The sequence below is a fragment of the Kosakonia sp. CCTCC M2018092 genome (assembly GCF_003864115.1).
GTDB classification, from domain to species: Bacteria; Pseudomonadota; Gammaproteobacteria; order Enterobacterales; family Enterobacteriaceae; genus Kosakonia; species Kosakonia cowanii.
Map to the genome: position 1 here is coordinate 450625 of NZ_CP034225.1, position 24486 is coordinate 475110.

18 protein-coding genes are annotated in these 24486 nt (G+C 57.3%); 14 read left to right on the forward strand and 4 right to left on the reverse strand.

From position 1 onward, the window contains the following. Positions 1-123: 123 nt before the first annotated feature. The 8 genes from csrD (at position 124) to tldD (ending at position 12405) form a co-directional block, all read left to right on the forward strand. Positions 124-2067, forward strand: a complete 1944-nt coding sequence (gene csrD, locus EH164_RS02205) for an RNase E specificity factor CsrD (protein WP_124967163.1) — start codon at positions 124-126, stop codon at positions 2065-2067. A gap of 306 nt (positions 2068-2373) precedes the next feature. Continuing rightward, positions 2374-3417 (forward strand): rod shape-determining protein MreB, encoded by a 1044-nt coding sequence (gene mreB / locus EH164_RS02210; protein ID WP_006818047.1) that lies wholly within the window; start codon positions 2374-2376, stop codon positions 3415-3417. 61 nt (positions 3418-3478) lie between these two features. Next, positions 3479-4477: a rod shape-determining protein MreC gene (gene mreC / locus EH164_RS02215; protein ID WP_023480946.1), complete on the forward strand. Its 999-nt coding sequence runs from the start codon at positions 3479-3481 to the stop codon at positions 4475-4477. Then, positions 4477-4965 carry a rod shape-determining protein MreD gene (gene mreD, locus EH164_RS02220; RefSeq protein WP_023480801.1) on the forward strand — a complete coding sequence of 163 codons (489 nt, stop codon included), beginning with the start codon at positions 4477-4479 and terminating at the stop codon, positions 4963-4965. The genes mreC and mreD overlap by 1 nt, the downstream gene beginning before the upstream one ends. An 8-nt stretch (positions 4966-4973) precedes the next feature. Beyond that, on the forward strand, positions 4974-5567 hold the full coding sequence (locus EH164_RS02225) for a nucleoside triphosphate pyrophosphatase (protein ID WP_023480864.1): 594 nt from the start codon (positions 4974-4976) through the stop codon (positions 5565-5567). After that, complete coding sequence (gene rng, locus EH164_RS02230; RefSeq protein WP_023481025.1) at positions 5557-7026, forward strand: ribonuclease G; 1470 nt, start codon at positions 5557-5559, stop codon at positions 7024-7026. The genes EH164_RS02225 and rng overlap by 11 nt, the downstream gene beginning before the upstream one ends. A gap of 55 nt (positions 7027-7081) precedes the next feature. Then, positions 7082-10876, forward strand: a complete 3795-nt coding sequence (yhdP, locus tag EH164_RS02235) for an AsmA2 domain-containing protein YhdP (RefSeq protein WP_124967164.1) — start codon at positions 7082-7084, stop codon at positions 10874-10876. Between the two features lie 83 nt (positions 10877-10959). Continuing rightward, complete coding sequence (gene tldD / locus EH164_RS02240) at positions 10960-12405, forward strand: metalloprotease TldD (RefSeq protein WP_023480905.1); 1446 nt, start codon at positions 10960-10962, stop codon at positions 12403-12405. A gap of 43 nt (positions 12406-12448) precedes the next feature. Here tldD and aaeR read toward each other — a convergent pair whose 3' ends face one another. Beyond that, complete coding sequence (aaeR, locus tag EH164_RS02245) at positions 12449-13372, reverse strand: HTH-type transcriptional activator AaeR (RefSeq protein WP_094422282.1); 924 nt, start codon at positions 13370-13372, stop codon at positions 12449-12451. 178 nt (positions 13373-13550) lie between these two features. Here aaeR and aaeX point away from each other — a divergent pair, with 178 nt between their 5' ends. From aaeX to EH164_RS02275, 6 genes are all read left to right on the forward strand, one after another. Beyond that, positions 13551-13754, forward strand: coding sequence for a p-hydroxybenzoic acid efflux pump operon protein AaeX (gene aaeX, locus EH164_RS02250; RefSeq protein ID WP_023480966.1), 204 nt, complete (start codon positions 13551-13553; stop codon positions 13752-13754). 7 nt (positions 13755-13761) lie between these two features. Further along, a complete protein-coding gene (aaeA, locus tag EH164_RS02255) occupies positions 13762-14694 on the forward strand; it encodes a p-hydroxybenzoic acid efflux pump subunit AaeA (RefSeq protein ID WP_124967165.1) in 933 nt (310 codons plus the stop codon). A 5-nt stretch (positions 14695-14699) separates the two neighbouring features. Beyond that, entirely contained in the window at positions 14700-16667 is a 1968-nt protein-coding gene (gene aaeB, locus EH164_RS02260; RefSeq protein WP_094422280.1) for a p-hydroxybenzoic acid efflux pump subunit AaeB, read from the forward strand. A gap of 83 nt (positions 16668-16750) precedes the next feature. Further along, positions 16751-18205: an NAD-dependent succinate-semialdehyde dehydrogenase gene (locus EH164_RS02265; RefSeq protein ID WP_124967166.1), complete on the forward strand. Its 1455-nt coding sequence runs from the start codon at positions 16751-16753 to the stop codon at positions 18203-18205. Between the two features lie 27 nt (positions 18206-18232). After that, positions 18233-18502 carry a hypothetical protein gene (locus EH164_RS02270; RefSeq protein WP_054803020.1) on the forward strand — a complete coding sequence of 90 codons (270 nt, stop codon included), beginning with the start codon at positions 18233-18235 and terminating at the stop codon, positions 18500-18502. A 161-nt stretch (positions 18503-18663) separates the two neighbouring features. Then, positions 18664-22746: a S6 family peptidase gene (locus tag EH164_RS02275; protein WP_164483592.1), complete on the forward strand. Its 4083-nt coding sequence runs from the start codon at positions 18664-18666 to the stop codon at positions 22744-22746. Positions 22747-22804: 58 nt separating this feature from the next. On the opposite strand, the gene yhcN (EH164_RS02280) is transcribed toward EH164_RS02275, so the two are convergent. The 3 genes from yhcN (EH164_RS02280) to argR all read right to left on the reverse strand — a co-directional run bounded on the left by yhcN (EH164_RS02280) (position 22805) and on the right by argR (position 24284). Beyond that, positions 22805-23068, reverse strand: a complete 264-nt coding sequence (gene yhcN, locus EH164_RS02280) for a peroxide/acid stress response protein YhcN (RefSeq protein ID WP_124967168.1) — start codon at positions 23066-23068, stop codon at positions 22805-22807. A gap of 102 nt (positions 23069-23170) precedes the next feature. Then, a complete protein-coding gene (gene yhcN / locus EH164_RS02285; protein WP_023480826.1) occupies positions 23171-23434 on the reverse strand; it encodes a peroxide/acid stress response protein YhcN in 264 nt (87 codons plus the stop codon). A 379-nt stretch (positions 23435-23813) separates the two neighbouring features. After that, entirely contained in the window at positions 23814-24284 is a 471-nt protein-coding gene (gene argR / locus EH164_RS02290; protein ID WP_023480960.1) for a transcriptional regulator ArgR, read from the reverse strand. Positions 24285-24486 lie beyond the last annotated feature (202 nt).

Below are 24486 nucleotides of genomic sequence, written 5' to 3' on the forward strand. Positions count from 1 at the left end.
ATTTTCAGGCTTCACCGCACTGCGCGCGCGTGTCGCGGCGAAGCTCAAAAGTTAGTGCTTACTATACAGACCTTCTTCAGGCGATATCGTTCTGTTCTTTACACGCGCGGAGTTAAATCAGGGATGCGATTAACGACGAAATTTAGTGCTTTTGTAACACTTCTTACCGGGCTGGCGATTTTCGTCACGCTCATCGGCTGCTCACTCAGCTTTTATAACGCGATACAGGATAAAGTCGCCAATCGCGTGCAGGCCGTCGCTACCGTTATCGACACCCGCCTGATCTCCACTCCGTTTCCACGCCTTTCCACGCAGCTTGATGAGATGATGGTGCCGGTAGATATCACCTCGATTGCCATCAAGCAGGGCCGCCATATCCTTTTAAGCCACACGCGCAAAGGGAGTTATCGCCCGGCGGGCAGTAACTCCGCCATGCGCGAGATTGAGATGCCGTCGATGAAGATCCCCGGCGTGACCTTTACGCTGGTCTATCAGGATCCGATGGCCAACTACTTCCGCTCGATGATGACCACCGCGCCGCTGACGGTGGCGATTGGTTTTATGATTGTCATTATCTTCCTCGCGGTGCGCTGGCTACGGCGGCAACTCTCCGGCCAGGAGCTGCTGGAACTGCGGGCGACGCGCATCCTTAATGGCGAGCGCGGCGCGCAGGTGCGCGGCAGCATCTATGAGTGGCCATCGCGCACCAGCAGCGCGCTGGACGTGCTGTTAACAGATATTCAGTTTGCCAGCGATCAACGCAGCCGCATGGATACGCTGATCCGCTCTTACGCTGCGCAGGACACGCGCACCGGCCTCAATAACCGCCTCTTTTTTGATAATCAACTGGCAACACTATTAGAAGATCAGGAAAAGGTCGGTTCGCACGGCGTGGTGATGATGATCCGCTTGCCCGATTTTGACCTGCTGCGCGACAGCGACGGGCTTGCCTCTGCCGCCGAAGAGTATCTCTTTACCCTTATTAATTTGCTCTCCACCTTTATTATGCGTTATCCCGGCGCGCTGCTGGCGCGCTACCACCGCAGTGATTTTGCGGTACTGCTTCCGCACCGCACATTAAAAGAGGCGGAGAGCATTGCCGGGCAGATCCTGAAAGCGGTGGATGGCCTGCCGCCGACCAAGATGCTGACCCGCGAAGACATTATGCATATCGGCATTTGCAGCTGGCGCGGCGGGCAGTCGACCCGGCAGGTGATGGAGCACGCGGAGGCGGCGGCGCGCAACGCGGTGCTGCAGGGCACCAACAGCTGGTCAGTCTATGACGACTCGCTACCCGAGCAGGGGCGTGGCAATGTGCGCTGGCGCACGCTGATTGAGCAGATGCTGAATCGCGGTGGGCCGCGCGTCTACCAGAAACCGGCGGTTAACCGCGACGGGCAAGTGCATCACCGGGAGCTGATGTGCCGCATTTTCGACGGCGAACAGGAGGTGATCGCCGAAGAGTATATGCAGATGGTGCTGCAATTTGGCCTGTCAGAGGAGTATGACCGGCTGCAGATCACGCGCTTAATGCCGTTCCTCGGCTACTGGCCTGAAGAGAACCTCGCCATTGAGGTCACCGTCGAGTCGCTGATCCGCCCGCGCTTCCAGCGCTGGCTGCGCGATACCTTGATGCAATGCGAAAAATCGCAACGTAAACGGATTATTTTTGAACTTGCAGAGGCCGATGTGTGTCAACACATCAGCCGATTGCAGTCGGTCGTGCGATTGATCAATGGATTAGGCGCGCGCGTGGCGGTGGTTCAGGCGGGTCTGACGTTGGTCAGCACCAGTTGGATCAAAGCCCTGGATGTTGAGTTACTGAAGCTGCATCCGGGGTTGGTCAGGAACATTGAGAAGCGCACCGAAAACCAGCTGCTGGTACAGAGCCTTGTTGAAGCGTGTAAAGGCACACGAACCCGCGTCTTTGCGACCGGCGTTCGCACGCGCGGCGAATGGCAGATGCTGGTGGAGCGAGGCGTGGCGGGCGGACAGGGCGATTTCTTCGCGGCGTCCCAGCCGCTCGACACCAATGTGAAAAAATATTCACAAAGATACTCGGTTTGAACTGCTGTTTGAGTCGTTTTCACGTAGAATAACGCGCGCTGCCGTGGTCGGGGGGCGTGCGAGCCTGCCCGCCAGATTGTTGCAGTAAAAATGCCGGTTTGACCTTTGCCAGCTTGCAGGCGCAACGTGCCGGAACGACGGTTTTTTTACGCTTCCGGACAGAGTCATGTCGTTTTGCAACAAAGGAAACAAACTGCACTAATTTTCACCGTAGCTGAGACTTCTTGTGCCTTGTCGCTGCTGCGTGTGGTTGGTAAAGTAAGCGGATTTTTCTTTCCGCCCCAGCTTTCAGGATTATCCCTTAGTATGTTGAAAAAATTTCGTGGCATGTTTTCCAATGACCTGTCCATTGACCTGGGTACCGCGAATACCCTGATTTATGTAAAAGGACAAGGCATCGTACTGAATGAGCCTTCCGTAGTGGCCATTCGCCAGGATCGTGCCGGTTCACCGAAAAGCGTGGCCGCAGTCGGTCATGAAGCGAAGCAGATGCTTGGCCGTACGCCGGGCAATATCGCTGCAATCCGCCCGATGAAAGATGGCGTAATCGCGGACTTCTTCGTGACCGAAAAGATGCTGCAGCACTTTATCAAACAGGTACACAGCAACAGCTTTATGCGCCCAAGCCCGCGCGTACTGGTCTGTGTGCCGGTTGGCGCAACGCAGGTTGAGCGCCGCGCGATTCGTGAATCCGCGCAGGGCGCTGGCGCCCGTGAAGTCTTCCTGATTGAAGAGCCGATGGCCGCCGCGATTGGCGCGGGTCTGCCGGTTTCCGAAGCGACCGGTTCTATGGTCGTCGATATCGGTGGTGGTACCACCGAAGTCGCCGTTATCTCCTTAAACGGCGTGGTTTACTCCTCCTCTGTCCGCATCGGCGGCGACCGCTTCGACGAAGCAATCATTAATTATGTGCGCCGCAACTACGGCTCGCTGATTGGTGAAGCCACCGCAGAACGTATCAAACACGAAATCGGCTCTGCCTACCCGGGCGACGAAGTGCGCGAAATCGAAGTGCGCGGTCGTAACCTGGCAGAAGGTGTACCGCGCGGTTTCACCCTGAACTCCAACGAAATCCTTGAAGCCCTGCAGGAGCCGCTGACCGGCATCGTTAGCGCTGTCATGGTCGCGCTGGAGCAGTGCCCGCCGGAGCTGGCATCCGATATCTCCGAGCGCGGTATGGTTCTGACCGGCGGCGGCGCGCTGCTGCGCAACCTCGACCGTCTGCTGATGGAAGAGACGGGTATTCCTGTGGTAGTGGCAGAAGATCCCCTGACTTGCGTAGCGCGTGGCGGCGGCAAGGCGCTGGAAATGATCGATATGCACGGCGGCGACTTGTTCAGCGAAGAGTAATCCGCGTCAGATACGGGGCCTCGCGCTCCGTATCTGTCTGGCCTGAGAATACGCAAAGCCTATGAAGCCAATTTTTAGCCGTGGCCCGTCACTGCAGATTCGCCTGTTCCTGGCGGTTTTGGTGGCGCTTGGAGTCATCATTGCCGACAGCCGCCTCGGTACGTTCAGCCAGATCCGGACGTACATGGATACGGCCGTCAGCCCTTTCTATTTTATTTCCAATGGTCCCCGCGAATTATTAGACAGCGTGTCGCAAACGCTGGCCTCGCGCGATCAGCTCGAACTCGAAAACCGCGCGCTGCGCCAGGAGCTGCTGCTGAAAAACAGCGAGCTGCTGATGTTAGGGCAGTACAAGCAGGAGAACGCGCGTCTGCGCGAACTGCTCGGCTCGCCGCTGCGTCAGGATGAGCAAAAAATGGTCACCCAGGTGATCTCAACGGTTAACGATCCCTACAGCGATCAGGTGGTTATCGATAAAGGCAGCGTCAACGGCGTTTACGAAGGCCAGCCGGTGATCAGCGATAAAGGCGTTGTCGGCCAGGTGATTGCGGTCGCTAAGATGACCAGCCGCGTGCTGCTGATTTGCGATGCGACTCATGCGTTGCCGATCCAGGTGCTGCGTAACGATATCCGCGTCATTGCCGCCGGTAATGGCTGTACTGACGATCTGCAGCTGGAACATCTGCCGGCGAATACCGATATTCGCGTGGGTGATGTGCTGGTGACTTCCGGTCTCGGCGGACGTTTCCCGGAAGGCTACCCGGTTGCGGTGGTCTCCTCGGTGAAACTCGATACTCAGCGTGCGTACACGGTGATTCAGGCGCGTCCAACCGCCGGTCTGCAACGTTTACGTTACCTGCTGCTGCTCTGGGGCTCCGATCGCAACGGTGCCAACCCGCGCACGCCGGAAGATGTTCACCGCGTGGCGAACGAGCGTCTGCTGCAGATGATGCCGCAGGTCTTGCCCTCTCCGGATACCATGGGGCCGCCTGCACCGATGCCTGCGCCGGCGACCGGCTTAACCCAGCCGATGCCGCAACAATCGTCGGGAGGGCAGTAGTGGCAAGTTATCGTAGCCAGGGGCGCTGGGTCATCTGGCTCTCGTTTTTCATTGCGCTATTGCTTCAAATCATGCCCTGGCCGGATGACATCATCGTCTACCGGCCAAACTGGGTGCTTTTGATTCTGCTCTACTGGATCCTCGCTTTACCGCACCGCGTAAATGTCGGTACGGGTTTCGCGATGGGTGCCATACTGGATCTCATTAGCGGATCCACCCTCGGCGTACGGGCGCTCTCCCTGAGCATCGTCGCCTATCTGGTCGCACTGAAATTTCAGTTATTCCGTAATCTGGCGCTCTGGCAACAGGCGCTGGTAGTAATGTTATTGTCGCTGGCAACAGAAGTGGTCGTCTTCTGGGCCGAATTTTTGGTGATCAACGTCTCGTTCAAACCAGAAATTTTCTGGAGCAGCCTGGTCAATGGCGTGCTCTGGCCGTGGATCTTCCTGCTTATGCGTAAGATCCGTCAGCAGTTTGCGGTGCAATAAAGGTTGATATGACAGCTATCTGGCTTGCTTCTGGTTCTCCCCGCCGTCAGGAATTACTGACGCAGCTTGGGGTGTCGTTTGAGCGTGTTGTTCCGGGTATTGAGGAGCAGCGGCAGGCCGGCGAGAGCGCCAGGCAGTACGTAGCGCGGCTGGCGCGGGAAAAAGCGCAGGCGGGCGTGGCGATGGTATCGCGCGATCTGCCGGTGCTGGGCGCCGACACTATTGTCATATTAAATGGGGAAGTGCTTGAAAAACCGCAGGACTCCTCGCATGCTGCCACTATGCTGCGTCAACTCTCCGGGCAGACTCACCAGGTGATGACCGCCGTCGCTATCGCGGACCGTGAGCAGGTGCTGGAGTGTCTGGTGGAAACCGAAGTGACCTTCAGAGCGTTATCAGAAAAGGATATTGCCGACTATGTAGCGAGCGGGGAACCGCTGGATAAAGCCGGTGCGTATGGTATTCAGGGGCTGGGCGGCTGCTTTGTCAGGAAAATTAACGGGAGCTATCACGCTGTCGTTGGCTTGCCGCTGGTGGAAACCTTTGAATTGCTGAGCAATTTCAACGCAGTGCGTGAAGGAAGAGATAATCATGACGGCTGAATTACTGGTCAACGTTACACCATCGGAAACGCGTGTTGCCTATATTGACGGCGGCATTCTGCAGGAAATTCACATTGAGCGCGAAGCACGGCGCGGGATAGTAGGCAATATCTACAAAGGTCGGGTCAGCCGGGTGCTACCGGGTATGCAGGCGGCTTTTGTAGATATTGGTCTGGAAAAGGCGGCGTTTCTACACGCCTCCGACATTATGCCGCATACCGAATGCGTTGCCGGTGAAGAGCAGAAGAACTTTACCGTGCGCGACATCTCCGAGCTGGTGCGCCAGGGCCAGGACCTGATGGTGCAGGTGGTGAAAGATCCCCTCGGCACCAAAGGCGCGCGTCTCACCACCGACATCACTTTACCCTCCCGTTACCTGGTCTTTATGCCGGGCGCTGCGCACGTTGGCGTCTCTCAGCGTATTGAGAGCGAAGCCGAGCGCGATCGCCTGAAGAAGGTGGTGGCGAGCTACTGCGATGAGCAGGGTGGATTTATCATTCGCACCGCGGCGGAAGGTGTTTGCGAAGAGGATCTCGCCTCTGACGCGGCCTATCTGAAGCGCGTCTGGACGAAGGTAATGGAGCGCAAAAAGCGCCAGCAGACGCGCTATAAACTCTATGGCGAGCTGGCGTTAGCCCAGCGCGTCCTGCGCGATTTCGCCGATGCCCATCTCGATCGCATTCGCGTTGACTCGCGCCTGACTTTTGAAGCGCTGCTGGAGTTTACCGCAGAGTACATCCCCGAGATGACCAGCAAACTTGAGCACTACAGCGGCCGCCAGCCAATCTTCGATCTCTTTGATGTCGAGAACGAAATCCAGCGCGCGCTGGAGCGCAAAGTTGAGCTGAAATCGGGCGGCTACCTGATCATCGATCAAACCGAAGCGATGACCACCGTCGATATTAATACCGGCGCGTTTGTCGGCCATCGCAACCTCGACGACACCATCTTCAATACCAACATCGAGGCCACCCAGGCCATTGCCCGCCAGCTGCGCCTGCGCAATCTCGGCGGCATTATCATCATCGACTTTATCGATATGAATAATGAGGATCACCGCCGCCGCGTGCTGCACTCGCTGGAGCAGGCGCTGAGCAAAGACCGGGTGAAAACCAGCATCAACGGTTTTTCCCAGCTTGGCCTGGTGGAGATGACCCGCAAACGCACCCGCGAAAGCGTTGAACATGTGCTGTGCAATGAGTGTCCGACCTGTCACGGGCGCGGCACGGTAAAGTCAGTCGAAACGGTGTGCTATGAAATCATGCGCGAAATCGTGCGCGTGCATCACGCCTACGACTCCGATCGCTTCCTGGTCTACGCCTCTCCGGCCGTGGCGGAAGCGCTGAAGAGCGAAGAGTCTCATGCGCTGGCGGAGGTAGAGATCTTCGTCGGTAAGCAGGTCAAAGTACAAATCGAGCCGCTCTATAATCAGGAGCAGTTTGACGTAGTCATGATGTAATTCGCGGCCATGCTGCGAAACAAGCGGGTCTGATGGGTTTGACAAGGAGAGAGGCGTGAGGCGACTGCCGGGGATATTACTGCTTACAGGCGCGACGCTGATCGTTATCGCGGCGCTGCTGGTAAGTGGGCTGCGCCTTGTGTTACCCCACATTAATGAGTGGCGCGAGCCAATCCTGGCGCGCATCTCTGCTGAAACCGGCCTTCCGCTTAAGGCCAGCGAGTTTCAGGCGCGCTGGCAAACTTTCGGCCCGGAGCTGGAGGTGCGCGATATTCAGGCCACGTTGAAAGATGGCGGCAGCGCTGAGGTTAAGCGCGTTACGCTGGCGCTCGACGTCTGGCAGAGCCTGCTGCACCTGCGCTGGCAGTTTCGCGATCTCACCTTTTACCAACTCGCGGTTAACAGCAACACCCCCCTTGAGAGCAGCGAAGAGGGCAATACCCTCGGCAAAGATCGCATCAGCGATCTCTTTCTGCGCCAGTTCGATCACTTCGATCTACGCGACAGCCGCGTCAGCTTTTTAACGCCTTCAGGCCAACGCGCCGAACTGGCGATCCCGCAGCTCACCTGGCTTAACGGCGACGATCGTCACCGTGCCGAAGGGCAGGTGAGCCTCACCAGCCTCACCGGGCAGCATGGCGTGATGCAGGTGCGCATGGATCTGCGCGATGACAACGGCCTGCTAAATAACGGCCGCGTCTGGCTACAGGCCGATGATATCGACGTCAAACCGTGGCTCAGCCAGTGGATGCAGGATAAGGTCGCGCTCACCTCGGCCCGCTTTAGCCTCGAAGGGTGGATGACGCTCAACAAGGGCGAAATTGAAAGCGGCGATGTGTGGCTGAAAAAAGGCGGTGCCAGCTGGCTGGGGAATAACACCACCCATCGCATGACCGTCGACAACCTCACCACCCATATCAGCCGTCAGAAAGCGGGCTGGCAGTTTGACGTGCCGGTGACGCGCATTGCGATTGATGACAAACCCTGGCCGCAGGGCGCGCTCAGCTTCGCCTGGGTACCGGCGCAGGAAGCGAAAGAGGCGAGCGATGAGCTACGCGTTCGCGCCAGCAACCTTGAACTGAACAGCCTCGACGGGCTGATGCCGATTGCGCAGAAGATCTCCCCGGCGATGTATGACATCTGGAACACCCTGCAACCGGCGGGCAAACTCGAGCGGCTGGCGGTCGATATTCCGCTAAAAACGCCGGAAAAGAGCCGTTTCCAGGCGCGCTGGCAGGATCTCAGCTGGCATCAGTGGAAGCTACTGCCCGGCATGGAGCACTTCGCCGGTACCCTTGAAGGGAGCGTTGAAAACGGGCGCCTAACCGCCGATATTTCGCAGGCGAAAATGCCGTATGAGACGGTGTTTCGCGCGCCGCTGGAGATCGAAAAGGGGCTGGCCACGCTCAACTGGCAGAAGAACGAGCAGGGCTTCCAGCTGGACGGGCGCAATATTGATGTGCAGGCCACCGGGCTGCATGCGCGCGGGGATTTCCGTTACCTGCAACCGGAAGGCAAAGAGCCGTGGCTCAGCATCCTGGCGGGGATTAACGTTTCCGACGCCGGGCAAGCCTGGCGTTACTTCCCGGAAAACCTGATGGGCAAAGCGCTGGTGGATTATCTCAGCGGCGCAATTAAAGGCGGGCAGACGGAAAACGCCACGCTGGTCTACGCTGGCAACCCGAGCCTTTTCCCCTATAAGCACAATGAAGGGCAGTTTGAAGTGTTGGTGCCGCTGCGCAATGCCACCTTTGCTTTCCAGCCGGACTGGCCTGCGCTGCAAAACCTCGACATTAGCCTCGACTTCCTTAATGACGGTTTATGGATGAAGAGCGACAAGGTGATGCTCGGCGGCGTGACCGCCAGCAACCTGGCCGCCGCGATCCCGGATTACATCAAAGAGAAGCTGATCATTGATGCCGATATCAATGGGCCCGGCAAAGCGGTTGGCCCCTATTTTAAAGAAACGCCGCTGCATGACTCGCTCGGCAGCGCGCTGGATGAACTGCAAATTGACGGCGATGTGAGCGCTCGCTTACATCTCGATATTCCGCTGGACGGTGAGATGACGCTGGCCAAAGGCGAAGTCGCGTTGAAGAACAATTCGCTGTTTATCAAGCCCATCAGCAGCACGCTGAAAAACCTCAACGGCAAATTCAGCTTTGAGAATGGCAACCTGAAGAGCGAGCCGCTAACCGCTACCTGGTTTAACCAGCCGTTGAACGTCGATTTCACGACTACCGAGGGCGCTAAAGCCTACGAGGTGGCGGTGAATCTCAACGGCAACTGGCAGCCATCGCGTACCGGCGTACTGCCGGAGCAGCTTAACGATGCGCTGCGCGGAAATGTGACGTGGAAAGGGGATGTTGGCGTGACGCTCCCTTACCGCGGCGAAGCGAGCTATAAGGTCAACCTGGCAGGCGATCTCGGCAATATCGCCAGCACCTTACCGCCGCCGCTTGATAAGCGGGCAGGCCATGCGCTGCCGGTGAAGGTGAAAGTGGATGGCAACCTGCACAGCTTTGAACTGACCGGCAATGCAGGCGCGAATAACCACTTCAACAGCCGCTGGCTGCTCGGCAACAAGCTGGCGCTCGATCGCGGCATCTGGACCTCGGAGAGTAAAACCACGCCGCCGCTGCCGGAGCAGAGCGGGCTGGAGCTTAATCTGCCACCGCTGGATGGCGCGCAGTGGCTGGCGCTGTTTAATCAGGGCGCAGCAAGCCATGTCAGCAGCAGCGCTTCGCTGCCGTCGCGCATCACGCTGCGCACGCCCGCCCTGACGCTCGGCGGGCAGCAGTGGAATAACATGAGCATCGTCTCGCAGCCGCAGTTTGCCGGCACCACTATTGACGCGCAGGGCCGCGAGCTTAACGCAACGCTGAAGATCAATAAAAACGCGCCGTGGCAGGCCGATATTCGTTATCTCTACTACAACCCGGCGAGCGCCGCGAAGACGAAAGATATCACTTCGCCAACCACACTTTTCAGCGAGCAGCAGCGCATTGATTTCAGCGGCTGGCCCGATCTGCAACTGCGCTGTAAAGAGTGTTGGCTGTGGGGGCAGAAATATGGCCGTATCGAGGGTGATTTTGCCATTAAAGGCGATACGCTGACGCTGGCAAATGGGCTGGTCGATAGCGGTGTGGCGCGCCTGACCGCCGACGGCGAGTGGGTCAACCGCGCGGGCGGCGAGCGCACTTCTATTAAGGGCATTCTGCGCGGCGACAAGCTCGATTCGGCGATGGGCTTCTTCGGGGTGCCGACGCCGGTGCGCGACGCACCGTTCAACGTCAATTACGATCTGCACTGGCGCAGCGCGCCGTGGCAGCCGCAGGAGGCATCGCTCAACGGCATTCTGCGCACGCGCCTCGGCAAAGGCAAAATCGACGATATCAGCACCGGTCATGCCGGGCAGATCCTGCGCCTGTTCAGCGTCGACTCGCTGCTGCGCAAGCTGCGCTTTGATTTCAGCGACACCTTTAGTAATGAGGGCTTCTGGTTTGACTCCATTCGCAGCACGGCGTGGATCAAAGATGGTGTGCTGCACACCGATGACACGCTGGTCGACGGGCTGGAAGCGGATATTGCGATGAAAGGCTCGGTGGATCTGGTGCGCCGCCAGCTCGATGTTGAAGCGGTGGTGGCACCCGAAATCTCCGCGACCGTTGGCGTGGCGGCGGCGTTTGCCGTTAACCCGATTGTCGGCGCGGCGGTGTTTGCGGCCAGTAAAGTGCTGGGTCCGCTGTGGAATAAAGTCTCCATTTTGCGCTACCGCATTACCGGTCCGGTAGACCAGCCGCAGATCAACGAAGTGATGCGCCAGCCGCGCACCGACAAAAAGCAATGATTTGACGGCATCGGCGAATTGCCTCAAGCTCCTTGTATCGCACTTTTTATTGCCCGATGTGGCGGCAACGACGAGAAAACATGATGAGTCTTAATCTGGTGAGTGAACAACTGCTGGCAGCGAATGGCCTGAATCATCAGGATCTGTTTGCCATTCTCGGTCAACTGACCGCGCGTCGTCTTGACTACGGCGACCTCTATTTCCAGTCGAGCTATCACGAATCCTGGGTTTTAGAAGACCGCATCATCAAAGATGGTTCGTACAATATTGACCAGGGCGTAGGCGTGCGCGCAATCAGCGGCGAGAAAACCGGTTTTGCTTACGCAGACCAGATCAGCCTGCTGGCATTAGAGCAGAGCGCGCAGGCCGCGCGCACCATCGTCCGCGAAGAGGGCGACGGTAAAGTTAAAACCCTCGGCGCGATCGAGCATCAGAGCCTCTATACCAGCATCGATCCGCTGCAAAGCATGAGCCGCGAAGAGAAGCTCGATATCCTGCGCCGCGTCGATAAAGCGGCGCGCGCTGCCGACAAGCGCGTGCAGGAAGTGACCGCCAGTCTGACCGGCGTCTATGAACTGATTCTGGTGGCGGCGACGGACGGCACGCTGGCGGCCGATGTTCGCCCACTGGTGCGTCTCTCTGTCAGCGTACAGGTTGAAGATGACGGTAAACGCGAGCGCGGTGCCAGCGGTGGCGGCGGTCGTTTCGGTTATGACTGGTTCCTGCAAGAGGTGGATGGCGAAGTTCGTGCCGATGCCTGGGCGCACGAAGCGGTGCGTATGGCGCTGGTCAATCTCTCTGCCGTTGCTGCGCCTGCGGGCACGCTGCCGGTGGTACTGGGCGCGGGCTGGCCGGGCGTGCTGCTGCACGAAGCAGTTGGTCACGGTCTTGAAGGGGACTTCAACCGTCGCGGCACTTCGGTGTTCAGCGGCCAGATGGGGCAGCTGGTTGCCTCCGAGCTTTGCACCGTGGTTGATGACGGCACCATCGCCGATCGCCGTGGTTCAGTTGCCATTGACGATGAAGGGACGCCGGGCCAGTACAATACGCTGATCGAAAACGGCGTGCTGAAAGGCTATATGCAGGACAAGATGAACGCGCGCCTGATGGGCGTGAAGCCGACCGGTAACGGGCGTCGTGAGTCATATGCCCATCTGCCGATGCCGCGCATGACCAACACCTATATGCTGGCGGGCAAATCGACGCCGCAGGAGATTATCGAATCCGTGGAGTACGGCATCTATGCGCCGAACTTCGGCGGCGGCCAGGTGGATATCACCTCCGGCAAGTTCGTCTTCTCCACCTCCGAGGCCTACCTGATTGAAAAAGGCAAGGTGACCAAAGCGGTTAAAGGCGCGACCCTGATTGGCTCCGGCATCGAAGCGATGCAGCAGATCTCCATGGTCGGCAACGATCTGAAGCTTGATAACGGCGTTGGCGTCTGCGGCAAAGAGGGGCAGAGCCTGCCGGTTGGCGTGGGTCAACCGACGCTGAAGGTCGACAACCTGACCGTTGGCGGCACGGCCTAAGTTTTACCGTTCACCCTCTTTCGCGCAAAGAGGGTGAATGCTTTCACACCCTGCGCCCCTGCATGCTCTGGTAGACCTTCGCCACCTCAATAAAGTAATCCGTCAAATAGTTGATACAGACCTGCACTTTCAGCGGCAGCTTATCTTTCTGCGTGTAGAGCGCGTAAACCGGGCGCGGATCCGACTGGTAGCGCGGGAGCAGGATCTCAAGCTGGCCGCTGTTGATCTCATCGATCACCCACATTAGCGGCACGTAGGCGATGCCCGCGCCGGCGGTTAGCCAGCGGGTTAATGTCATCGGATCGTTGGTGACAAACCGCCCCTGCGGGATCAGGCGCGTGGCGATCCCTTCCGGGGCCACCAGTTCAAACTCGTTATCCGGGCGCACGCTGTACTCCAGCCACGAGTGGTTAACCATATCGGCCGGTTTTTCCGGCGTGCCGTACTGGGCGAGATAGTTTTTGGCCGCGCAGACCACCATCGGCATGGTGCCGAGGCGGCGGGAGAAGAGGCTGGAATCCTGCAACGCGCCCACGCGGATCACCACATCCAGACCGTCGGCGATAAGATCTGGCGCGGGGATGCCCGTTACCAGATTAACCGACAGCCCCGGGTGCTCTTTCAGCATCTCGGCGGTCATTTTTGCCAGCACATTTTGCGCCATGGTTGAAGAGCTACCGATGCGCAGCGTGCCGATGGGCGTATTGTTAAAGGCGTAGAGCTGCTCGTGCACATCCTGCACTTCATGGAGCATCCTGCGACAGCCCTGATAGTAGATCTTTCCCGCTTCGGTCAGTCCAATGCTGCGCGTGCTGCGGTTCAGCAGCTTAACCTGTAGCTCATCCTCCAGCTTCGCCACGGTCTGGCTGATGGACGAAACGCTCATCTGCAACTGACGTGCAGCGGCGGTAAAGGAGCCCAGTTCCACCACTTTGGCGAACACCGACATGCGTTTTAAACGTTCCATTATTCACTCTGACTTAAAAGTGATTTAGATCACATAATATAGATAACAGCATAACAGTTACGCTAATATACTATCTATCCATAATATTCACGTCACTCTCGCCTGGCTCTCCTTGCCCTTTCCTGCGGTGGCGTACGAACGATTTATCACCTGCAAGCGTAAAAAAACCAAGGTCAACATGAGTCTGTTTCCCGTCATCGTGGTGTTCGGTTTGTCGTTCCCACCGATTTTTTTCGAGCTGATTTTGTCGCTGGCGATTTTCTGGCTGGTGCGTCGGATGCTGATCCCGACCGGGATCTACGATTTTGTCTGGCATCCTGCGCTGTTTAACACCGCGCTCTATTGCTGCCTGTTTTACCTGCTGTCGCGTTTATTTGTTTGAGGTAGAAGTGAAAACACTAACAAGAAATATCACCCGTACCGCGATCACCGTGGCGCTTGTTATCCTGGCGTTTATCGCCATTTTCCGCGCCTGGGTTTACTACACCGAATCTCCCTGGACGCGCGATGCGCGCTTCACCGCCGACGTGGTAGCCATCGCCCCGGATGTCACTGGGCTTGTCACCAGCGTCGATGTTCACGATAACCAGCTGGTCAAACAGGGCCAGGTACTCTTCACCATCGACCAGCCGCGCTACCAAAAAGCGCTCGAGCAGGATGAAGCCGATGTCGCCTATTACCAGGCTTTAGTCAATGAGAAGCGACGCGAAGCTGGCCGCCGTAACCAGTTAGGCATTCAGGCGATGTCGCGCGAAGAGATTGATCAGGCGAATAACACCCTGCAAACCGAACTGCATCAGTTGGCGAAAGCACAGGCGACGCGCGACCTGGCGAAGCTCGATCTGGAGCGCACCACTATTCGTGCGCCGGCCGATGGCTGGGTCACCAACCTCAACGTTTACGCCGGTGAGTTCATCACCCGCGGCTCCACCGCCGTAGCACTGGTGAAACAGAACAGCTTCTATGTGTTGGCCTATATGGAAGAGACCAAGCTTGAGGGCGTGCGCGCCGGTTACCGCGCCGAGATCACACCGTTAGGCAGCAACCAGGTGCTGAAGGGCACCGTCGACAGCGTCGCCGCCGGGGTGACCAACTCCAGCAGCACCAATGACAGCAAAGGGATGGCGACCGTTGACTCCAACCTTGAATGGGTTCGCCTGGCGCAGCGCGTGCCGGTGCGCATCCGTCTGGATAAACAGCAGGGCAACCTGTGGCCAGCTGGCACCACCGCAACCGTGGTGGTCACCGGCAAAACCGATCGCGACGCCAGCCAGGACTCGCTGTTCCGTAAAATCGCCCACCGTCTGCGTGAGCTGGGGTAATCGCTATGGGGCTGTTCTCTATCGCCAGCCAGCATCTGCGCTTTGCCTGCAAGCTGGCCGGCGCGGTGGTATTGGCGCTGTTTGTCGGCTTTCACTTCCAGCTTGAAACGCCGCGCTGGGCGGTGCTGACCGCGGCGATTGTTGCCGCCGGTCCCGCGTTTGCGGCAGGCGGCGAGCCTTATTCCGGGGCGATCCGCTACCGGGGTATGTTGCGAATCGCCGGAACCTTTATTGGCTGTATCGCCGGGCTGACCATCATCATTATGCTGATCCGCACGCCGTTGCTGATGCTGCTGGTGAGCTGCATCTGGGCGGGTTTTTGTACCTGGGTCTCCTCGCTGATACGCGTTGAGAACTCCTACGCCTGGGGGCTGGCGGGCTACACGGCGCTGATCATTGTTATTACCATTGAGCCTAACCCGCTGCTGGCACCGCAATATGCCGTGGAGCGCTGTAGTGAGATCGTGGTGGGGATTTTGTGCGCGATTGTCGCCGATCTGCTCTTCTCGCCGCGCTCGGTGAAGCAGGTGATCGACCAGGAGCTCGACAGCCTGCTGGTGGCGCACTATCAGTTGATGCAGCTCTGCATCAAGCATGGCGACAGCGAAGAGGTCGATGCCGCCTGGGCGGCACTGGTTCGCCGCACCGCCGGACTGGATGGTATGCGCAGCAACCTGAAGATCGAATCCTCCCGCTGGGGGCTGGCAAACCGCCGTCTGAAGGTGATCAATACGCTGTCGCTGACGCTGATTACCCAGGCGTGCGAAACCTACCTGATTCAGAACACGCGCCCGGATCTGATCACCGATACCTTTCGCGAGCTGTTCGACGAGCCGGTCGAAACGGTGCAGGACGTGCACCGGCAGTTAAAACGCATGCGCCGGGTGATTATCTGGACCGGCGAGCGCGACACGCCGGTGACGCTCTACAGCTGGGTGGGGGCGGCGACGCGCTACCTGCTGCTGAAGCGCGGCGTGATTGGCAATACCAAAATCAGCGCCATCGAAGAGGAGGTGCTGCGGGGCGAAGCGGTGGTGAAAGCGGAGTCCGCCGAGCGCCACCACGCGATGATTAACTTCTGGCGTACCACGCTCTCCTGCGCCCTCGGTACGCTCTTCTGGCTGTGGACCGGCTGGACCTCTGGCAGCGGGGCGATGGTGATGATCGCCGTTGTCACCTCGCTGGCGATGCGGCTGCCCAACCCGATTATGGTGGCGAAAGATTTCGTCTACGGCATGCTGTGGGCGCTACCGATAGGCGCACTCTACTTCCTGGTGATCCTGCCCGCCACCCAGCAAAGCATGCTGCTGCTCTGTATCAGCCTTGCGGTACTGGCCTTTTTTATTGGTATCGAAGTGCAGAAACGGCGGCTGGGATCGATGGCGACGCTGGCGGGCACCATCAATATTCTGGTGCTGGATAACCCGATGACCTTTAAGTTCAGCTTCTTCCTCGACAGCGCGCTCGGGCAGCTGGTGGGGGTGGTGCTGGCGATAACGGTGATCCTGCTGGTGCGCGATAACTCGCAGGCGCGCACCGGACGCGTGCTGCTTAACCAGTTTGTCTCAGCGGCGGTCTCGGCGATGACCACCAACACCGCCCGGCGTAAAGAGAACCATCTTCCGGCGCTCTATCAACAGCTCTTCCTGCTGCTGAATAAGTTTCCCGGCGATGTGGCGAAGTTCCGCCTGGCGTTAACGCTGATCATTGCCCACCAGCGGCTGCGCGATGCGCCGGTACCGATTAATGACGATCTCTCGGCGTTCCACCGGCAGTTGCGCCGCACGGCATCTGAGGTGATCGCTGCCGGATCCGATACCAAACGGCGTCGCTACTTTACCCAGTTGCTTGAAGAGCTGGCGGTCTATCAGCAGAAACTGCGCGAGTGGAATGCCTCGCCGCAGGTGACGGAGCCGGTCGAGCGGTTAACCGGCATGCTACATAAGTATCAACACGCGCTAACCAGCAATTAATGACAAAGCCGACGCCCTAAGCGTCGGTTTTTTTATGACTATACTTCACAGGAGAATCAACACACCGCAGATCAGGAGAACTCATGAGCACGCAGGCATTGCAGGAGAGTGCGCTTTTTCAGACCGGTTATCTGGTCGATGGCGTCTGGAAAACCCTGGAGACCACCTTTGAGGTTCTGAACCCGGCCAGCGGCGAGGTAATCGCGCGCGTGGCGAAAGCGGGGAAAAAAGAGACCGAAGAGGCGATTGCCGCCGCGGCGCGCGCCTTTCCCGCGTGGCGGGCAAAAACCGCCAAAGAGCGCTCAACCATTCTCTATCGCTGGTATGAACTGATTATCGAGAACAAAAGCTGGCTGGGGCGCTTGATGACCAGCGAGCAGGGTAAACCGTTGAAAGAGGCGGAGGGCGAAGTCGAGTACGCCGCCAGCTTTATTCAGTGGTTTGCCGAGCAGGCCAAACGCGCCAACGGCGAGATCATTCCGCCGGTTAAGCCGGGATCGCGCATTCTGGCGACCCGTGAACCTGTCGGCGTGGTGGCGGCGATTACGCCGTGGAATTTCCCGATGGCGATGCTGACCCGCAAGCTCGGCCCGGCGCTGGCCGCAGGCTGCACCGGGGTGATCAAGCCCGCCAACAATACGCCGCTGAGCGCCTTTGCGCTGTTAACGCTGGCGAAAAAAGCGGGCGTTCCGGATGGCGTGCTGAACGCGGTCGCCGGGACAACCTCTGAGATCAGCGATGCCATTATGGCAAGCCCGGAGGTGCGCAAAATCTCCTTCACTGGCTCAACGGCGGTGGGCAAAACGCTGGTGCGCAATGCAGCCGAGACGATGAAAAAGGTCTCAATGGAGCTGGGTGGCAACGCGCCCTATATCGTCTTTGACGATGCGGATATTGAAGCCGCAGTGCAGGGCGCGGTGGCGAACAAGTTCCGCAACGCAGGCCAGGTGTGCGTTAGCGTCAACCGCTTCTATATCCAGGAAGGTGTCTATGAGGCGTTTACCCGCAAGCTGAGCGAGGCGGTTAAGGCGCTGAAAGTGGGCAATGGCATGGATGAGGGCGTGGTCGTCGGCCCGCTGATTGAGTCCTCCGCCGTCGATAAGGTGCGCGAGCATGTTGAAGATGCGGTGGCGAAAGGCGCGAAAGTGCTGACCGGCGGCGAACCCCACGCGCTGGGCGGTAACTTCTGGCAGCCGACGGTGCTCGGTGACTGTAGCGATGGCATGAAACTGGCGCAGGAAGAGACCTTCGGCCCGCTTGCCGCCTGCTTCCGCTTCACCAGCGAAGAGGAGGTGATCAAACGCGCCAACGCCACACCGTTTGGGCTGGCGGCCTACTTCTATACGCAAAACCTGCAACGCGTGTTCCGCGTTTCGCAGGCGCTGGAGAGCGGCATGATCGGCGTGAACGAGTGCGCGGTGTCGACCGAAGTCGCGCCCTTTGGCGGCGTGAAGGAGTCGGGGTTAGGCCGCGAAGGCTCCGTGCTGGGGTTAGACGAGTTTATGGAAGTGAAAACGCTACATTTAGGCGGCTTATAAACAGTGGAACGGCAGATGATGGAGAGCATGAAAACCTACACTTTCGATTTCAAAGAGATCGCCGATCAGCGCGCCTTCTACCGCGACTTTTGTCGCCAGTTCGCGCTTGAAGAGGAGAAGGTGCACGATCTTGATTCGCTGTGGGATGCGGTAATGGGGGAAGCGTTACCGCTGCCGCTGGAGATTGCTTTTATCCATCTGCCGGAGAAGAAGCGCCGCCGTTTCGGGGCGCTGATCCTGCTGTTTGATGAAGCGGAAGAGGAGCTGGAGGGTGCGCTGCATTTTAATGTGCGCTAGCCGTTCTCTATTTTCAGAATATATAAATATCGCGCTGTGCTAGAGTTAATTCGCGACGGGCAAAGAGCCTGTCGCGATAAATATAATAAGTAGGGGCTTATTACTATATTTTCAATGTAGAGCAATATTTTCTTCTATTACTAAACCAAAGGATGGTTGGTATGAAAAAAATATATTCGCTTGAAGTCACACTATCACTCTGTTTATCACTCTTTTTCCCTTCCTGCACACTGCATGCGAAAGCGCGCATTGTTCCACGCTCCGTGGCGAATGCCGATATTCCTTATCAGACCTATCGTGATTTCGCGACCAATAAGGGGGCTTTTTATCCGGGTGCCCGGGATGTGCCCATTTATAATAAATATGGTCAGACGGTTGGCCTGTTAAATCAGGCGCCGATGCCCGATTTCAGTAGCGTAAATAACACCACGGGTATCGCTACACTTATTCACCCGCAATATGCAACTACGGTGCATCATAATCCCACGTCATATCTCAGAAACCTGCAATTTGGTCATCATCCTTATCAGCTGGCAGACAGAGAGAGTATTCGGCTAAAGGACTTTAGCGTTATTCGCTTAAATAAAGTGGTGACGGAGGTGGCGCCCGCCGCGATAGCCCCCTTGAACATGCCGCTCAAAACCCTGCATGACGAGGCGCGTTTTCGTCTCTTTTACCGTATGGGCTCCGGCAGACAAAAAGTGAGTGATGCCGCGGGAAAGCGGAGCGATATTCAGGGGGCGTATCGTTTTCTCACCGGCGGAACTATCGGGCAGCCGCGGATTAACCTTTATCAACTGTTGGTGATCAACTCCGGCGATGTTTTTGACCCTAAAAATGGTCCGCTGGCGAGCCATGGCGCACTGGGCGATAGCGGTTCTCCGCTCTACGCGTGGGACAGGCTGAACAACCAATGGATCGTGGTCGGTTCATTAAGCATGCTCTATCTGGGTCCTCTTGAGCAGACCGCGTACACCTTTGTTGACCCGCAATTCATTCAGCAGACAAGGGATAAATATGCCAGCGCGGCGATAGAAAACAGGCAATACAATGCGCTGTTTATCTGGCGATACAATCCCGCCACCGGCGCGGGCACGTTAACCCAGGGGAGAAACACTTATGCCATGCAGGGCAAGGGCACAGAGAGCACCCGCAGCGGTAACGATCTGATTTTTCGCGGCACGGACGCAGTGTTGATGTTGCAGGATAGCGTCGATCAGGGGGCGGGAAGCTTAACCTTCTATGGCAACGCCAGCGTCTCGCCGATGCAGGCGCAGACGTGGACCGGCGGTGGCGTCAATATCGCTTCCGGCGCGACAGTAAAATGGCTGGTGAACGGCACCGAGGGCGATAACCTGCATAAGGTGGGTAAAGGGACGCTCAACATTAACGCGGTGGGCGTCAATCCGGGCGGGTTAAATGTCGGAGACGGAACCGTGGTGCTTGCCCAGCGTCCCGATGCACAGGGCAGGGTGAGGGCATGCAGCATGCTGCGCATCGTCAGCGGCAGGCCGTTAGTGGTGCTTCGCGATGGTCAGCAGGTCGATCCCGATTCGATTACGTGGGGCTTTCGCGGCGGCAGGCTGGACGTTAACGGCAATGCGCTCACTTTCCACCAGCTTAATGCTGAAGATTACGGCGCCGCGCTGATTAACCGGGCAGCAAAGCGGGCCGATATCAATTTACGCTATCAGCGCGCTATCGACACCATTCCCATCTACGAGTGGTCCTACTCGCGAACCGGGCGGGTCGGTGAGCTGTATGGGTATCGCAATTCCAATACCGGCACTAATGATTACTTCATTCTCAAAACGCCTGACTATGACTGGTTCCCGGTCAATCAGCACAGCAATGAACACTGGGAGTTTGTCGGTCACGATCATCAGCAGGCGATCCGCACCCGGTATGAGCGCCTGAAAGATGAGGACTATATCTATCACGGCCAGCTGCGGGGAAATCTTAACTTCACTAACCGTGTCGCACCCGGAACGCGGGGCGCGCTGATTCTGGATGGCGCAGTCGACATAGCCGGTGATTTTACGCAGCAGTATGGTCGGCTGGTATTCCAGGGGCATCCTGTTATCCATGCCTATAACACGCCGGAGATTGTTGAAAAACTGCGTTCGCTGAGGGATTTCTCGCTGCGCAGCGAGCCGGTCTCGTTTACGCAGCCGGACTGGGAGCGCCGCATCTTTCACGTTAATCGTTTAGTACTTGATTATGCCTCGTTCGACCTTGCCAGAAATGCGTCGCTGACCGGCAATATTGAGGCCAGAGGCTCGGCTATCACGCTGGGTAGCTCTACACCCTATATCGATATCAATGATGGCAATGGCGTGGTGAACGTACCGCGCCGGGGCAGCTCAACGGGAGCGCTTGATGAGGAGCTTAGCCACTTCTGGGGGCACATTAATCTCTCTGCCCACTCGACACTCGCCATTCGGGAGAAATTTACCGGCACGGTTTACGGGCAGGATAGCCAGGTGAAGGTTTCATCGCGGGATGCCACGTTTGATGGATTCAGCCAGTTTAGCCAGACCCCGCTCACCCTTGAGGAGAATGCGCGGCTGACCGCAACGGGCGGCTGGGGCAGTGACGCTACGGTGACCGTTGGCCCTTCCGCCTCGCTACTGCTGGCGGCCAATCCTGTTGCGGCGGGGCGCGTTACCCCTACGCTCTATGCGCTCAAGAGCAGTGCGACGTATGAGCTTAATGATGAAAGCACGCTTAACGTGGCCCCCTTCGCTTCTCTGTGGGGGCATATTCACGCCGTGGGTGAGGCGTTCATTCGCTTTGGTGAGAGTGATGTGCCGCGGCTTGTTCAGGGGCTTACGCCCGGGCAGAAGGGGAGCGTGGCCAGGCTCTTCGGTTTTCAGAGCAGCTGGTTTGGTTCACTCTCTGCGCCGCGCGCGCGCTTAAGCCTGAACGCGACGCGCTGGCGGCTACGCCGTGATTCTGAGGTCGGCAAACTCTCTGCTTCGCGCTCGCTGGTGGGGCTTTCCACAGGTCGATCCCGCTTTAATACCTTAAAAATTGGTGAGTTAGAGGCCAATGAAACGGGGTTCGCCCTGCGTACGGATCTGCAAAGCAGCGATAAAATCGTCATTAGCCAGCGTGCGGGGGGGCGCAATAACGTTCTGTTTCTTGATGTGCTCAAGCTCTCCCGACGCCTCCAGGGGCTGCATCTTCCGTTGATTACCGCCCCGCGCGGCACGCCCGCTTCGCTCATTACGGCGGCAAAAGCGGTGCGGGGGTTTAGCAAACTTGAGCCGATTATCAAACGGCAAGAGGATGCGCTAAATACACAGTGGGTCCTGACCGGTTTCCGGAAGACGCCCGATCCCGCCGCCATTGCCAAAGCCAGACGCTTTTTTGCCATGAGTTATAAACGCTTCATTACGGAAGTGAATAGCCTGAATAAACGCGCCGTGCAGTTGCGGGAGAAGGGCGGGCCTGCGGGAGCGTGGGCATTCACGCAGCGCCATAACGGCACCGGCAAAGGGAGCGTAGGTCACCACGACGCCATGACCTGGTCGGGTATCGACAGAAAAAGCGCCTTGCCCGGTGCCGATCTTTTTTCTGGCCTCTATATGAGTTATGCCACTCAGCAGTTGAGCGGCGAAAGCGTGCAGGGAAGCAGCCGCGATTTCGGCGCAGGCTACTACGCCATGTTGTTGAGCAAGTCCGGTGTCTATCTCGATGCCGCCGTGAAATATGTTCACTCATTCAACCACGACTGGCTGGCGTTCAGTGGTCTTAACGCGCGCGATTACCGCACCAACAGTTGGTTAGGCGGCGTTGAAGCGGGTTATCACTATCCGTTGATCCGGCATGCCTATATTGAACCGCAGGCGGGGGTTGTGCTGGGCAAGCTCTCCGGTGCTACGTTTCACTGGCACGATCGCGGCCTTCCTCTCACCCTGCATCGCCAGAGCGCAATCCCGTGGGTGGGGCGTGCAGGGATCGTGGCGGGTGCGCACTTCTGCGAAGATGATCGGGCGATTACGCTGCGGGCAGGGTGGCATTATGAGACTGAACTGCGGCCAGATGGCGATATCATCCTTCATGACGACGCAGGCAATATGCGGGTTAAGGCCGGGCGTGACGGGCGCATACACTACCATGCCAGTATTGATGGGCAGGTGAGCGATAACCTCCACATGGAGCTTGATGTCGCGCACTCAAGGTTTGGCAACATGGATGCGGAGCAGGCTGTCAACGCGCAGGTGCACTACTACTTCTGATAAAAAAAAGCCCCTGCCAGGGGAGGCAGGGGCAAGTCGTCGGACAGACGACGAGGGTTTATTTGTACAGTTCAGCCGTCACGTGGGTATGAGAACCGGTGCGGGCTTCAATAATGCGGTAGCTGCTTGCGCCAGCCTGGTCGGCTTTCGCAGAGAGTTCCTGACGGATATCCATCGGTACACCGGCAATCTGTGAAACAGAGACGGTACCTACGGATTGCAGGTTGCTGGCCTGATCGCTGTTAACCAGCGTTGCGGCACCTGCGCCGAACGAGATCAGGGAAGCAAGGCCAAGGGATGCGATAATCAGATTGCGTTTCATACTGTTTTCTCCTGAAGAGAGACTCAACGGCGAGAAGGGTTAAACGTCTTTTCTTATGCCTGGTGCCGTTGAGCGATTAATTCATAGGGTTTGGGGTAAAACTTATTTGTAGAGTTCTGCCGTCGCGTGCCAGCGGTCACCGCTGTGCGCTTCAATGATGCGGTAGGAGGATGCACCCTGCTCTTCCGCTTTTTTGCTCAGCTGCGCGTTCATGTCCATCGGTGAAGAGGCGATGGCACCGACGGAGACGGTACCCAGAGACTGGCGGTCTTGCGCCTGGTCTGCATTGATCATGTCAGCGGCAAAGGCGCCGAATGAGAGTGCTGAGAGGATACCCATAGTTGCGATAGATGATTTGATATTCATAATGCTTACCTCGTCGTATTCTTTTCTTTGAATTTTTCCAGGGGCTCGTTTTGTGACCCCCATCACGAAATCAAGTATACACTAATCACGCGAATAATTAATACCAAGCTAATTATAACTACGCCGAATACATATAACGCATGGCGGTTTTTATAACCTGTCGGCATAAAAATTTTGCTTAAGGCGAAGAATTAGTTAACGAGGATTAATAAAATCAGCGAGATAGATTGCTTTGATTTTTTGTGCGGTGCTATCGGCTGCGGCAGGGTAATGAAACGAAAAATCGCACTATTTGTTAAATGAAATGAGGTGGAAAGTCGCCTGGAAGGGGAAAAACGCCGAACATTCCCCCTCAGCGGGAACCGAGGGGAATGCGCGGTTACAGCTCTTGTTCGAAGAGGACGAGGATCGCTTCGTAGAGATCTTTAACGGTAAAGCCGCGGGCTGGGGTGGTGAAGATGGTGTCGTCACCGGCAATGGTGCCGAGGATCCCTTCCGCTTTACCCAGCGAGTCGAGCAGACGCGCAATCAGCTGTGCGGCACCCGGGCTGGTGTGGATGACCACCACCGCGTCGTTGTAGTCGATGTCCAGCACGAGATTCTTTAGCGGGCTGGAGGTCGTCGGCACGCCCATCTCGATCGGCAGGCAGTAGACCATCTCCATCTTCGCGTTACGCGTGCGCACCGCGCCGAACTTGGTCAGCATGCGTGAGACTTTAGACTGGTTGATATTGTCGAAGCCCTCTTCTTGTAAGGCCTGGACAATTTCACCCTGGGAACTGAATTTCTCTTCTTTTAAAAGCGCTTTAAACGCCTTCACTAATTCTTCTTGTTTAGCCGAGCTTCGCATAAGTCACCCGTAATATGGCTGTGAAAATAACATTATTATGCATATTAATGAATTTTTATGCAAACATTGTGCAGATAAATATGCTGAAAAGTTATGGGGAAGGGCGCGAAGTTTAGCAAATTCTTTCGTTAAGGACATCAGCATGTGGCTTACGTCGCAAATAAGAGTAAAAAGTAAATTAAATGTTATAAATATGATGTTA

Bases quoted from the DNA above. Each gene is read 5' to 3' on its own strand.
- EH164_RS02275 (WP_164483592.1), top strand. From the start codon at position 18,664: ATGAAAAAAATATATTCGCTTGAAGTCACACTATCACTCTGTTTATCA.
- rng (WP_023481025.1), top strand. From the start codon at position 5,557: ATGACGGCTGAATTACTGGTCAACGTTACACCATCGGAAACGCGTGTT.
- mreC (WP_023480946.1), top strand. From the start codon at position 3,479: ATGAAGCCAATTTTTAGCCGTGGCCCGTCACTGCAGATTCGCCTGTTC.
- aaeB (WP_094422280.1), top strand. From the start codon at position 14,700: ATGGGGCTGTTCTCTATCGCCAGCCAGCATCTGCGCTTTGCCTGCAAG.
- aaeX (WP_023480966.1), top strand. From the start codon at position 13,551: ATGAGTCTGTTTCCCGTCATCGTGGTGTTCGGTTTGTCGTTCCCACCG.
- EH164_RS02225 (WP_023480864.1), top strand. From the start codon at position 4,974: ATGACAGCTATCTGGCTTGCTTCTGGTTCTCCCCGCCGTCAGGAATTA.
- EH164_RS02265 (WP_124967166.1), top strand. From the start codon at position 16,751: ATGAGCACGCAGGCATTGCAGGAGAGTGCGCTTTTTCAGACCGGTTAT.
- yhcN (WP_023480826.1), bottom strand. From the start codon at position 23,434: ATGAATATCAAATCATCTATCGCAACTATGGGTATCCTCTCAGCACTC.
- argR (WP_023480960.1), bottom strand. From the start codon at position 24,284: ATGCGAAGCTCGGCTAAACAAGAAGAATTAGTGAAGGCGTTTAAAGCG.
- mreB (WP_006818047.1), top strand. From the start codon at position 2,374: ATGTTGAAAAAATTTCGTGGCATGTTTTCCAATGACCTGTCCATTGAC.
- tldD (WP_023480905.1), top strand. From the start codon at position 10,960: ATGAGTCTTAATCTGGTGAGTGAACAACTGCTGGCAGCGAATGGCCTG.
- yhcN (WP_124967168.1), bottom strand. From the start codon at position 23,068: ATGAAACGCAATCTGATTATCGCATCCCTTGGCCTTGCTTCCCTGATC.
- aaeR (WP_094422282.1), bottom strand. From the start codon at position 13,372: ATGGAACGTTTAAAACGCATGTCGGTGTTCGCCAAAGTGGTGGAACTG.
- EH164_RS02270 (WP_054803020.1), top strand. From the start codon at position 18,233: ATGAAAACCTACACTTTCGATTTCAAAGAGATCGCCGATCAGCGCGCC.
- csrD (WP_124967163.1), top strand. From the start codon at position 124: ATGCGATTAACGACGAAATTTAGTGCTTTTGTAACACTTCTTACCGGG.